Genomic DNA, 12,512 nt, shown 5'->3' on the forward strand with positions numbered 1-12,512 from the left:
GTATATAATTAAAGGTAGATTATATTTTAATTTTAGAATTGGAGAATAAATAATGAAAATATCAAAAAAAGACGCATTAGAGTGGTTTAGTCATTTATCATCACTTTCTGGAGATAAAACAGAAGTGTTTAAAAGATTTAGCCCAATTATAGATTCAACTATTAGACAGATTGAACTAGCAGTTAATAAAAAACATCAAGAGATGAAAGATGAGATTGCTGATCTAAAAAATTTAAAAGGAAGAACATTCTTTGTTGGAGATCAACAGAAATTCCCTAAAGGATGTGTATCATGTTTATTTGGTGACGGTCTTGGTGGAATAAGAAAAACTCACCAGTGTAATTTACTATGTAAGTTCTGTTACTACCATGACAATATAGATAATCAAGAGCCTATCCCTGATGGAATGTGGGAGATAGGAGAGACTCTTTATTATGAAGAGGATATAGACCTATTATTATCTATACAGAAAAAACCAAGTGGAATAGCTTATGTTTATTTAGAGCCGTTCTTAGATATTGAAAAATATTATGGAATTATAAAAAAGCTAAGTGAAGCTGGAATTTATCAGCATATGTATACGAATGGTTCTTTATGTACAAGAGAGAACTTACAAAAACTTGGTGAAGCTGGATTAAATGAATTAAGATTTAATTTAGGTGCTGTTAAATGTAGTGATAAAGTTATTGAAAATATGGCAATAGCAAAAGAGTACATTCCAATGGTTGGAATAGAGACTCCAATGACTCCAGAATTTTATGAAGAGTTCCAGGAAAAGAAGGAAAAGATTCTAGCAACAGGTATAGACTTTATAAACTGTGCTGAACTTCACTTTGGAGAGGACAATATAAATAACTATGTTGGAGAGAGAATGTATATGGCTAGAAGAGGATATATATCTCCACTTTGGTCAAGAGAGATTACATTTAAACTTATGAAACAAGCTTGTGATGAGAATTGGCCACTAGTTGTTCACGATTGTTCAAATCATACAAAATACTCAAGAGAGTTAAACAAAAACTCTAAACAAGGACAACCTTTTGGTGCAACTACATATGTAAGTGAATTTGATAGATTTTTACCACATCTGTTCCTAGCTGTTTTAGAGGATGAAAACTTTGAGTTCATAGATGAAATGGATCTACCAGAAAATCTAAAGTTAGAGAATTGTTTAGATGAGATAGATTTCCTTATAGTTGATGATGAAGATGAGATGTATGAGGATTTCTTTGTTGAAGAGGATGAGGAAGAAGAGGAGTAGTATATTACAGTTTCAAAATAATTTTTCAATTAGGAGGATTATATGAGAAATAGGTTAAATACAAGTTATGGAATTTTAGGAGTATGTATTTTTCTTGGCCTTTGGATTTTAGGTTACACTTTAGGAGAGAGTTTTATAAAAGCAAAAACAATGGACAGAGTTGTAACTGTAAAAGGATTAGCTGAAAAAGAGGTTATGGCTGATGTGGTTCTATGGCCAATTGATTTCAAAGTTGCTGGAAATGAGCTTTCAGAAATCTACTCTAATTTAGAAAGAGATAATGGTAGAATTATTGAATTCTTAAAAGAGAACGGAATAGAAAGCAGTGAGATAACTATTTCAGCACCTACTATTGAAGACAAGATGTTATATCAATATGATAATAATGTTGCTGCTTTTAGATATGTAGCAACTCAAACAGTAACTGTTTATTCAACTAAAGTGGATAAGGTATATACTTTAACGAATAAAATTGGTGAACTTGTTAAAGAAAATATAGCTCTAGGAAATTCAAATCAATATGGAACTACAACTGATTATATCTATACAAAACTTAATGATCTAAAACCTGAGATGATAGAGATGGCTACTAAAAATGCTAGAGAGGTTGCTGAAAAATTCGCAAAAGATTCTAATAGTTCTTTAGGAAAAATTAAATCTGCAAATCAAGGACAGTTTACTATAACTAACAGAGATCAACATAATCCACAGATTAAAAATGTAAGAGTTGTTAGTACAATCGAATACTACCTAGTTGATTAAAAAATATACTATATTATATAAAAAGGAGACTTTAATAGAGTCTCCTTTTTATTTACTAATTTTATTATATAAGTTCCATTCCTTTTTTAACTTTAGTTATAACTTCATCATCTACAAAAACTTTAGCTAAAGCTAATCCAAACTCAACAGATTTTCCAGCTCCTGGAGAAGTTATTAAATTTTTATCAACTACAACATCTAAATGCATATAGTTATCGCTTCCCATTTCCTCTTTAACAGATGTGTGGCAAGTAAATTTATAATCTCCAATTAATCCATTTATTCCTAAAGTTGTTGGTCCACCACAGATAGCTCCAACAAACTTATCGTTACTATTTAAATATTCCTTAACAATCTCAACAACTCTTGAATCGCTTCTTAAGTTAACATATCCAGGGAATCCACCAGGTATAACAACCATTACTCCCTCTCCTACGTTAATATCAGAAATATTTATATCAGCAATAACCTTTACTTTTTGAGCTGACTCAACTTCTAAAGTGTTTTCCATAGTAGATACAGTAACCACATTAAGTCCTGCTCTTCTTAAAACGTCTACTGGTGACATTGCTTCAATCAGTTCAAATCCATTAGCTAACATAACAAAAATTTTCTTGTTCATAAAACACCTCCGAAAAATAATTAACTTAATTATAGCAGAAACATTAAAAAAACTCCAGGTTATATGATATAATCATAATATAAATGAAAAAAGGAATGATAACATGAAGGTAAATTATGAATTAGAAATGCAAAAAGAGCTAGATAAAATTGGGCTTAATAGCGGAAAAAAACTTTTGATACACTCATGTTGTGCACCATGCAGTTGTGCTATACTTGAGTATTTAAAAACATATTTAAATATTGATATATATTTTTATAATCCAAATATAACAGAGAAAGAGGAGTACATCACTAGATTAAATGAACAATTTACATTTAATGATGCTATGGAATTTGGAATGACTATAATAGAAGGTGAATATAGTCCAGGTAAAGATTTTATAGAAAAAATTAAAGGCTTTGAAAAAGAAAAAGAGGGCGGAGCTAGATGTTATAGATGCTATAAACTAAGAATGGATGCTACTGCTAAAAAAGCCAAAGAGTTGGGATATGAATATTTTTCAACTGTTTTAAGTATAAGTCCTATGAAAAATGCTCAGTGGATAAATGAGATTGGGATTGAACTTGAAGAAAAATATGGAGTTAAGTTTTTAAGAGGAGATTTTAAAAAGAAAAGCAGGTACTTAAGAAGCGTAAATCTATCTAAAGAACATGAATTATATAGACAAGATTACTGTGGATGTATATATTCTAAACTTGAGAGAATGGAAAAAGAGAAAGAGAAGGAAAAAGAAAATGGAGAAACACAATAACAGAAGATTTTATTCTTTAAATGATTTTTTTAAAGATGAATTTAATGATAAGGTATTTAAGGTATCTTTAGATGGAGGATTTACTTGTCCTAATAGAGATGGAAAAGTTGCTCATGGAGGATGTATATTTTGTAGTGATGCTGGAAGCGGAGATTTTGCAGGAAATAGAAAAAAAACAATAACTGAGCAGATAGATGAGCAACTTGAATTTTTAAAAGATAAAGTTAAAGATAAAAAAGTTATAGCTTATTTTCAAAACTTTACAAATACATATGGAGATGTAGAGTATCTTAGAAAGATATATTATGAAGCTTTAAATCACCCAAAAGTTTTAGGGTTGGCTATTGGAACAAGACCAGATTGTATAGAAGATGATGTTTTAGAACTTTTAAAAGAGATAAATGAAAACCATTTTTTCTGGATAGAATTAGGACTTCAAACTGTAGATGATAAGGTAGCTAAGATTATAAATAGAGGTTATCCATTATCAACTTACATTGATACTTCTAAGAAATTAAGAGATAACAAAATTAAATTTGTTACACATATGATTGTTGGATTACCTACGGAGGAGAGAGAGGATATTTTAAAAACAGCTGAGTGTATAGTTAACTCTGGTGCTTGGGGAATAAAAATTCATTCTCTTCATATTATAAAAGATACTCCATTAGAAAGATTATTTAAAGATAAAAGATTTAAGGTTTTTACATTAGAAGAGTATGTTGATATTGTAGTTACGATATTAAAAACTTTACCTAAAAAAATGGTTGTTCACAGAATAACAGGTGATGGAAAAAAAGATGAGGTTATAGAACCTAAATGGAGTCTAAATAAGAGGAAAGTTTTAAACGAAATTGAAAAAGAATTAAAGAAAAGAGAAAATGAAGAATAAATTTGGAGGGTTGATACTATGGGAGGAACACTTATAAAACTAAAGGAGTTTCAAGAAAGTTTTACTAAAAACGAAAAAAAGATATCATATTATTTATTAGAGAACATCGATGAAATAAAAGTTTTAAATACATATGACTTAGCTGTTAAATGTGATGTTAGTCAGGCATCTATTGTAAGATTTGCTAAAAAGCTAGGTTTTAAAGGATTTCCAGAATTTAAAATAGCCTTAGCTGGAGATTTGGCTATGAAGAATAATGAAAAAGAGATTCAAATAATTTATGATGAGATCAGAGTAGATGACACTACAGAAGTTCTTGCTAAAAAAGTTGTTTATGAAAATATAAAGAGTGTGGAGGATACATATAAAGTTTTGAATTTTCAAGAGATTGAAAAAGCAGTTGAATCTATAGAAAAAGCTGATAGAATTTTTCTTTTAGGTGCTGGATTTTCAGGAATAATTGCAAGAGATTTTCAATATAAACTTTGGGAGTTAGGAAAAAATGTTATATTTGAAACAGATCAACATATTCAACTTACAAATGCTTCTACTGCTAAAAAAGGAGATTTAGTTTTTGTAATATCTTACAGTGGACAAACACTAGATATATATCAAACAATTTTAGAGTTTAAAGAAAGAGGTGTAACTGTTATAACATTAACTAAATTTGCAACAAACCCTATAAAAGATATAGGAAATATAGCTTTAAGTACGATTGTTGAAAAAAGTAATTTAAGATCAACATCTCTTTCATCAAGAATGGCACAATTAACTGTTATTGATATCCTTTATGTTAAATTAATTCAAAGAGACAGAGAGAAGGCAAATAAATTTATTGGGGACGCTGTAGAGAGTGTAAAAAAATACAAAATGTAAATATAATTCATTTTGTTAAAACATTAAAGAAAAAAAGTTTCTAAAAAGATTGACATTTATTAAAATAAATGGTAACTTTATTATAGAATATGTTAACAAATCAAGGGAGTGATTTTAAATGAGAGTGATTATAACTGAGAAAAATATAGGGGACTGGGCAGCGGTTTATGTTGCAAAAAGAATTTTAGATGCAAAACCTACAGCAGAAAAACCATTTGTTTTAGGATTGCCTACTGGGGGAACACCTTTAGCTATGTATAAAAGATTAATTCAATTTTATAAAGATGGAATCATATCTTTTGAAAATGTAATTACATTTAACATGGATGAATATGTTGGATTATCTCCAGCTAATGATCAAAGTTACCACTACTATATGTACGAAAACTTCTTCAAACATATTGATATGAAAGAAGAAAATATAAATATATTAAACGGATTAGCAACTGATTATAAAAAAGAGTGTGAAGACTATGAAGCTAAAATTAAATCAGTTGGAGGAATAGATCTTTTCTTAGGTGGAATTGGACCAGATGGACATATCGCTTTTAATGAGCCTGGATCTTCATTAAGTTCAAGAACTAGAGATAAAGAATTAACAATGGATACAATAATTGCAAATGCTAGATTCTTTGGTGGAGATATAGATAGAGTTCCTAAGTTATCTTTAACTGTTGGAGTTGGAACTATTCTTGATGCAAAAGAAGTTTTAATAATGGTTAACGGACATAACAAAGCAAGAGCTTTACACCATGCAGTTGAGGAAGGTGTAAATCATATGTGGACTATCAGTGCACTTCAATTACATCCAAAAGGAATCATAGTTTCTGATGAAGCTGCTTGTACAGAGTTAAAAGTTGGAACTTACAGATACTTTAAGGATATTGAAAAGAGTAATTTAGATACAGATTTATTAATAGAAGAGTTATATAAAAGTTGTGGAAAATAGGGAGATGAATTAATAATGAAGGCTATTGTAAATGGAGAGTTATTTATAGGGAACAAATTTTATACTGGAAAAGTTTTAATAATAGATGGAGAGAGAATAATAGATATTATTCCTCAAGAAGAGTTAACATCAACTTATGGTAATATTGAAACTATTGATGCTGAAAATGGATATGTAACTCCAGGATTTATAGATTTACAACTAAATGGTTGTGGAGGAGTTTTATTTAATGACGATATCTCTTTAAAAACTTTAGAAACAATGCATAAAACTAACTTAAAATATGGATGTACATCTTTCACTCCAACACTTATTACAACTGGAGATGAAAATATCGAAAAAGCTATTGAGTTAGTAAAAGGTATTGAAAATAAAGGTAAATATGGAGTTGTTGGATTACATATTGAAGGTCCATATATCTCTTTACAAAAGAAAGGAATTCATAATCCTAAATTTATAAGAAAAGCTGACGAAGCTATGATAGATAAAATGGTTGAAGCTGGAAAAGAAAATGTAAGAATAGTTACATTAGCTCCAGAGAATACTGATAAAAATACAATTTCGAAACTAAATGCAGCTGGAATTCATGTGGCAGTAGGGCATTCTAATGCAACTTATGAGCAAGTGAAAGAAAAAGAAGGTTTCGGAATAACTCTTGCAACTCATCTTTATAATGGAATGTCTTCTTTCAACCATAGAGAACCTGGAGTTGTTGGTGCTGTATTTGATAGTGATATTAAAGCGGGAGTAATTGCTGATGGATTCCACTGTCACTACTCAGCTATAAAATCAGCTATTAAAATTATGGGAGAAAGATTATACTTAGTTACTGATGCTGTTGCACCAGTTGGAACTGATATGGAATATTTCTACTTTGAAGGAAATAAAGTTTTCTATAAAGATGGAAAATGTTTCGGTGAAGATGGAACTTTAGGAGGTTCTGCTTTAACTATGGATGCTGGAGTTAGAAACTTAGTAAAATATTGTGATATAACTTTAGAAGAAGCAGTTAGAATGGCAACACTATATCCAGCTAAAGCTGTAAATATAGATAATGAATACGGAAAGTTACAACCAGGATACTTTGCAGATGTTGTATTTTTAGATAAACATTTAAGACTTAAGAAAGTTATTGCAAAGGGAGAGTTGGTATAGTTTTACACGAGGTAGAGAAATCTACCTCGTTTTTTATATAAATTATAAAAAAGAAAAAATAATTTTTACCGAATAAACTTATACACATATATTGAGTTATACTAAAAATGACTCTTTTAAAAGGAGGGTAAAAATTATGAAAAGAAATTGGATTTTGAAAGGAATTTTTCTAGGGAGTGTATTTTTTATATCTATACTTTTAATAAAACCTATAGGAATATCCACACAATTTAGTGTTGTATCTGGAATGATTCAAACGGCACTTCAAGAGGACATTGTTTACAAAGAGGGAGCAAATTTTTATAGTTTAATTGATTATTATAATCAAGATGGAATAGCTACAAGTATAGTGAATCCTTATAACTTTGGAATTATTTTTGTTGTAGGTGTTTTCCTAGGTGGTATGTTGGGAAAAATATTTTTTAGAAAAAATGAGGAGTTTATAGAAAAAGAGAGTTTATTAGAAAAGGATAATATTTCTAGAGTAAAACTTTTCTTCGGTGGAGTACTTTTACTTTTTGGTGCTAGAATGGCAGGTGGATGTACAAGTGGTCATATGATGAGTGGAGTTATGCAACTTGCTTTAAGTAGTATTATTTTTACAATAGTATTATTTCCGATTGCAATTATTGTAGCTAAAAGGAGTGGTGAGTAATATGAAAAATTTATTCTTTGATAATGTTCCGCTTTTAGGTTTGTTACTAGGAATTTTATTTGGATTGGGATTATATTATGCAGGTGCTACTAATAGAGTTGTCATATCTAACATGTTAAAACTTAAAGATTTAACTCTTATGAAAATAATAATTTTTGCAATAGGATTTAGTATGTTTTTACTTTATATTAGTGTATCTTTAAAAATAATTCCTATGGATCACTTTAGTATTAAACCTATGAATATTGGTGTTATTTTTGGAAGTGCAATTTTAGCTATTGGATTTGGAATGGTTGGACTTTGTCCTGGAACTGCCGTTGCAAGTTTTGGTGCAGGATATTTAAAAAGTATCTATGTTATTTTAGGTGGAATTATCGGTGCTTTTCTTTTTACATTTGCATATCCCATATTAAAAAGTATCGGACTTTTTGAAAATGTTCTTGGAGGTAAAACCACTATACTTTATTTGTCTGAAAAATATGGTTTTATTTTCCATGGAACACCTTGGATTGGAGTTTTTATAGGATTAATTTTGATAGCTATCTCTATAGTGATTCCATACTCTTTAACAGAAAAAAGATAAATAATATTTTTCATTTAAAAAGAGACAGAGTTTTTAATACTCTGTCTCTTTTATAATTTTAGGAAGTATATCTAAAATATCTGTAGGTGTTACACAGTAGTGAGTAGCTGAAAAATATTCTCCTGCTTTTCCATGGAAAAAAGTTCCTAAAATAGTTGCATCTAATGGAGAATACTTTTGACTTATGAAGCTTCCAATTATTCCACTTAAAACATCCCCCATTCCTCCAGTTGCCATAACACTATCTCCAGTTGTATTTATAAAAATATTCTCTTTGTCCCCCACTAAAGTTCTGTGATCTTTTAGCAATAATATACAGTTGTATTTTTGTATAAACTCTTTTGCTACTACCTCTCTATTTTTTTTAATATATTCAATATCTAAATTTGTTAATCTTGAAAACTCTCCATAGTGAGGAGTTAAAATTGTAGGATCTTGTCTATCTTTTAAAAGATCAATATTATTATTTTTAGATAGTATAGTTAACCCATCAGCATCTACCACAATTGGATTTTTATATGTTAAAAATAATTCTTTTAATAGATGCTCATTTTTAGGAGTTACTCCAAATCCACTTCCTATAACTATTGATGAAAATTTATCTAAATTTTCTAAGATGTTTATTTCATCTAAATTGATCAACATCACTTCATTTAACTTTACAGAAAAAATATTAAATGTATCTCGATAACTTCCTAAAGATGTAAGTCCAGAACCAGATTTTACAGAACCCATACTTGAAAAAAAACCTGCTCCTACCATCCCTCTACTACCACATAAAATTAAAGTATGCCCAAAATCACCTTTATATGATTCTGGATTTCTAGGTCTATATATTCCCTTTACATATTCTAAATCTATAAAATTCATAAAAAACCTCCTAAAATTATCAAAAATAATAATTATTTTTAATACCTTAAAAATAAACTACATATAATGTTAATTATATGTAGTACTCTTACGAAAATAACTGTTATTTTCGTTAAAATTATTTTTAATATTGTGTAATTATATAATTAATACTGCAATTAAGTTAATCATCCATAGATTGTACAGGTATTTTATCAAGCACCTTTTTTTCAATTAATGATTTAGCATTTATATAAACCTCTGTAACTTTAGTGTCTGAATGCCCTAAAAAGTCTCTAATCTCAATTAAATCTGCTCCGTTTAATGAAAGTTCCGTTGCAATAGCATGACGAATATTATGGGGACTAATCTCTTTGTTTATAACTTGTCCCATTTCTTGGACTACATTATAAAGTGCTCTATATGAAAGAGGTCTATTTTTTTCAAAAGAACTGCAAAATAAATATCTTTCATCTAACTCCTCTTCATCTATTCCATAGACATTAATTAAATAATTTTTATAGTCATCAATCTTATTTATTAAAAAATTATGTAATGGTTTATATTGTTCTCTTCCACTTTTAGTTTTTTCCAACTTCACAAAATATTCACCATTTCTTTTTAGTATATGTTTAAATTGTAAAGAGAGAAGTTCTTGGCTTCTCATTCCTGTATAAAATAGAGTATGAAGAATAACTGTGTTTCTATATTCTTTCTCTCCATTTATTTTATAATTTTTTAAAATCTCTTTTATATCATCAAAAGACACTTTTAATATGTTATCTAAATTTCTTGATGTTTTAAAAAGTCCAATATATTTAAAAGGATTATCATACCCATTTTTTTCTAACTCTTTGTAAAGAGATTTTAAAGATGAGATAACTTTGTTCACAGAAGTTTTCTTCATTTCTCTTTCGTTTATAAGATGAGAAAGATAGTCCTCTATATCACTTTTTTCTATTCCTGTCATAAGTTCAATTATCTCATCTCCCTCTATAGGAGAATCTCCATCATAAACATAAGTTAAGAAATCTTTTAAATAGAAAAAATAATCTTTCATAGTTTTAGGAGATTTATATATTTCAAATATACTTTTCTTTTCCTCTTTATTTTTTCTCTTTCTACGCTGGGTACTTATTTCATGTTTTTCTTTAATAGCTATCTCGTTCAATGTTCCTCCTAAAAAGTCCTATCATTTTATTTATGGAAAATTAGTGGAGATTAGATTACATCATCTCTTTCTATCTCTCTAACTTCACACGGTACCATATCTTCTAAAGTCAATTTTCCAAAAGTCTCTCTTTTAAGATATATAACTTCATTTCCAACAGCTTTCAACATTTTTTTAACCTGATGGAATTTTCCCTCTTTTATATTCAGAAGAATCTCTTTTGAATTTATCATTTCAGCTTTAGCCTGTTGAGTAATATATCCACCAATATCAACACCTTCTTCTAACTGCTTAAGTTCTCCCTCTCCTATCTCATCTCTTAGTATAACTCTATAAATTTTATCCACATGTTTTTTTGGAGAAGTAACTTCATGAGCCAGTTTTCCATCATTGGTAAAAAGAAGTAAACCTTCAGTATCTTTGTCTAATCTACCAACAGGAAATAAATCTTTTTTATTTACCCACTCTGGCAAAAGTTCCATTACTGTTTTTTCCTTTTTATCTTCAGTAGCAGTAATGTATCCGTCTATTTTATATAGTTTATAATATCTAAATTCCTTATATATAACTCTTCTACCTTTATATTCTACCACTGTATTTTTCTCGTCTATGTTTTTGTTGTTATCTTTACAAATATATCCATCTATAGTTATTTCAGCAGAAGATATTAATTTTTTTACCTCGCTTCTACTTCCAATTCCACACTCTACTAAAAATTTATCTAATCTCAATTTTAATCCTCCTAAATAGTAATAATATAATTATAGTTCTTCTAAAATATAAAATCAAGTTTTTATAAATTTAATTATTTTTCCCAATGTATAAAAAGTATATGTATAGTATAGAAATGCTTTTTTATAATAAATTACAAATTATATAAAATAATAATTTTTTTCAATTTTTAGTTGTTGAAATAATAAAATCTATGCTATAATAAGTAGCAAATATTTTAATTCTTATTTTCAGGAGGAGATACACAATGGTTGATTTTAAAAAAATTGATGCTATGATAGAGCACATCGAAGAGGGCACTATTCCAGAAGGTAAGAGTTTCAATGAATTTGCAGTAGACTTTTACCTTGAAACTAAAACTCTAACTTTATCTAAATATTTAAGATTAAAAGACAAGAGTTCTAAGTTACCTAAAATTATGAATACTAAAAAAGCTGGAGAAGTTATTTTTGAAACAGAAAAAAATGATGAGATGAGATCTTTTTTATCTAGAAAAGGTTTTAAAATAATTCCAGAACTTAATTATACAGCAGTTATGCTTCTTAGAAAAGTAGATCTTTTTACAAATTGGCAAAAGCTAGTTTTCTTCTTTGAAGGAGGAAGAACTGTACAAGAGATAAATAGCTCTTTAAAAAAGGAGCTGTTACCTATGGAAATTGAAAAATTAGAAAAATTTATAAAAGAGGAACTTCGTTTAAACGATCAAGAACTTAACTGGTTTTTAGGAAAAATGGAGAAAGTCGAAAAAGATAAAGCTCTATACAGAGCAATTAGAAAACTTACTAAATAGGGAGAACAAAAATATGAAAAAATTATTATGTGGATTTTTATTACTTTCATCTTTAGCTTTTGCATCAGATGTTTCTAAAAAAGAGGCAAACGCATTAAAAGATAGATTGAAGATGTATACTACTGGATACCAAAAAAGAGCTTTTTCTATGAAAAATCATTTAGGAAAAAGAGAGATTGTTATAGATTCTAAATTAAGAGATCTACCTCAAACTTCAAGAACTGCTTTTGGTGATATTAAATATAATAGATCTTCTGACTGGGAAATGAATAGAGAAAAAAGAGGTATTCAATATTTCTCAGTTCCTGGAACAACTAGAAGAAAAGCTGTACAAAAGATAGATGGAAAATATGTTGTATTCTTCTACAACGCTATTGGAAAAAATGATAACATGGTAGAGGATACTTTAGAGGATGTAAAAAAAGCATTAGAGAGAAACTAATTCTTTCTATAATATATAA

15 protein-coding genes are annotated in these 12,512 nt (G+C 28.6%); 11 read left to right on the forward strand and 4 right to left on the reverse strand.

The annotated features are described in order from the left end of the window. Nucleotides 1-52: 52 nt before the first annotated feature. Complete coding sequence (locus tag NON08_RS00610) at nucleotides 53-1,261, forward strand: radical SAM protein (protein ID WP_256689603.1); 1,209 nt, start codon at nucleotides 53-55, stop codon at nucleotides 1,259-1,261. Between the two features lie 42 nt (nucleotides 1,262-1,303). Further along, nucleotides 1,304-2,023, forward strand: coding sequence for an SIMPL domain-containing protein (locus NON08_RS00615; RefSeq protein WP_256689604.1), 720 nt, complete (start codon nucleotides 1,304-1,306; stop codon nucleotides 2,021-2,023). A gap of 64 nt (nucleotides 2,024-2,087) precedes the next feature. On the opposite strand, the gene NON08_RS00620 is transcribed toward NON08_RS00615, so the two are convergent. Further along, on the reverse strand, nucleotides 2,088-2,645 hold the full coding sequence (locus tag NON08_RS00620) for a DJ-1 family glyoxalase III (protein WP_256689605.1): 558 nt from the start codon (nucleotides 2,643-2,645) through the stop codon (nucleotides 2,088-2,090). 103 nt (nucleotides 2,646-2,748) lie between these two features. Here NON08_RS00620 and NON08_RS00625 point away from each other — a divergent pair, with 103 nt between their 5' ends. The 7 genes from NON08_RS00625 (at nucleotide 2,749) to NON08_RS00655 (ending at nucleotide 8,509) form a co-directional block, all read left to right on the forward strand. After that, on the forward strand, nucleotides 2,749-3,399 hold the full coding sequence (locus NON08_RS00625; protein WP_256689606.1) for an epoxyqueuosine reductase QueH: 651 nt from the start codon (nucleotides 2,749-2,751) through the stop codon (nucleotides 3,397-3,399). Continuing rightward, nucleotides 3,383-4,291 (forward strand): TIGR01212 family radical SAM protein, encoded by a 909-nt coding sequence (locus NON08_RS00630; RefSeq protein WP_256689607.1) that lies wholly within the window; start codon nucleotides 3,383-3,385, stop codon nucleotides 4,289-4,291. The genes NON08_RS00625 and NON08_RS00630 overlap by 17 nt, the downstream gene beginning before the upstream one ends. Before the next feature lie 18 nt (nucleotides 4,292-4,309). Next, on the forward strand, nucleotides 4,310-5,167 hold the full coding sequence (locus NON08_RS00635) for a MurR/RpiR family transcriptional regulator (RefSeq protein WP_256689608.1): 858 nt from the start codon (nucleotides 4,310-4,312) through the stop codon (nucleotides 5,165-5,167). A gap of 118 nt (nucleotides 5,168-5,285) precedes the next feature. Further along, the gene (nagB, locus tag NON08_RS00640) at nucleotides 5,286-6,116 is read left to right on the forward strand and encodes a glucosamine-6-phosphate deaminase (protein WP_256689609.1); all 831 of its coding nucleotides are present in this window, start codon (nucleotides 5,286-5,288) and stop codon (nucleotides 6,114-6,116) included. Nucleotides 6,117-6,131: 15 nt separating this feature from the next. Beyond that, nucleotides 6,132-7,271, forward strand: coding sequence for an N-acetylglucosamine-6-phosphate deacetylase (gene nagA / locus NON08_RS00645; protein WP_256689610.1), 1,140 nt, complete (start codon nucleotides 6,132-6,134; stop codon nucleotides 7,269-7,271). A 91-nt stretch (nucleotides 7,272-7,362) separates the two neighbouring features. Continuing rightward, the gene (locus NON08_RS00650; protein WP_256689611.1) at nucleotides 7,363-7,926 is read left to right on the forward strand and encodes a YeeE/YedE thiosulfate transporter family protein; all 564 of its coding nucleotides are present in this window, start codon (nucleotides 7,363-7,365) and stop codon (nucleotides 7,924-7,926) included. 1 nt (nucleotide 7,927) lies between these two features. Continuing rightward, the gene (locus NON08_RS00655) at nucleotides 7,928-8,509 is read left to right on the forward strand and encodes a YeeE/YedE thiosulfate transporter family protein (protein ID WP_256689612.1); all 582 of its coding nucleotides are present in this window, start codon (nucleotides 7,928-7,930) and stop codon (nucleotides 8,507-8,509) included. Nucleotides 8,510-8,542: 33 nt separating this feature from the next. Here the strand turns inward: NON08_RS00655 and NON08_RS00660 are convergent, their stop codons facing one another. From NON08_RS00660 to NON08_RS00670, 3 genes are all read right to left on the reverse strand, one after another. Then, nucleotides 8,543-9,379 (reverse strand): NAD(P)H-hydrate dehydratase, encoded by an 837-nt coding sequence (locus NON08_RS00660; RefSeq protein ID WP_256689613.1) that lies wholly within the window; start codon nucleotides 9,377-9,379, stop codon nucleotides 8,543-8,545. A gap of 163 nt (nucleotides 9,380-9,542) precedes the next feature. Beyond that, on the reverse strand, nucleotides 9,543-10,529 hold the full coding sequence (locus NON08_RS00665) for a tyrosine-type recombinase/integrase (RefSeq protein WP_256689614.1): 987 nt from the start codon (nucleotides 10,527-10,529) through the stop codon (nucleotides 9,543-9,545). 50 nt (nucleotides 10,530-10,579) lie between these two features. Continuing rightward, nucleotides 10,580-11,260 (reverse strand): pseudouridine synthase, encoded by a 681-nt coding sequence (locus NON08_RS00670; protein ID WP_256689615.1) that lies wholly within the window; start codon nucleotides 11,258-11,260, stop codon nucleotides 10,580-10,582. 248 nt (nucleotides 11,261-11,508) lie between these two features. Here NON08_RS00670 and NON08_RS00675 point away from each other — a divergent pair, with 248 nt between their 5' ends. Then, nucleotides 11,509-12,051: a hypothetical protein gene (locus NON08_RS00675; RefSeq protein WP_256689616.1), complete on the forward strand. Its 543-nt coding sequence runs from the start codon at nucleotides 11,509-11,511 to the stop codon at nucleotides 12,049-12,051. Between the two features lie 13 nt (nucleotides 12,052-12,064). Continuing rightward, nucleotides 12,065-12,493: a hypothetical protein gene (locus NON08_RS00680; protein ID WP_256689617.1), complete on the forward strand. Its 429-nt coding sequence runs from the start codon at nucleotides 12,065-12,067 to the stop codon at nucleotides 12,491-12,493. The last annotated feature ends 19 nt before the right edge of the window (nucleotides 12,494-12,512 follow it).

The sequence above is a fragment of the Cetobacterium sp. NK01 genome, from assembly GCF_024506395.1.
Lineage (GTDB): Bacteria > Fusobacteriota > Fusobacteriia > Fusobacteriales > Fusobacteriaceae > Cetobacterium_A > Cetobacterium_A somerae_A.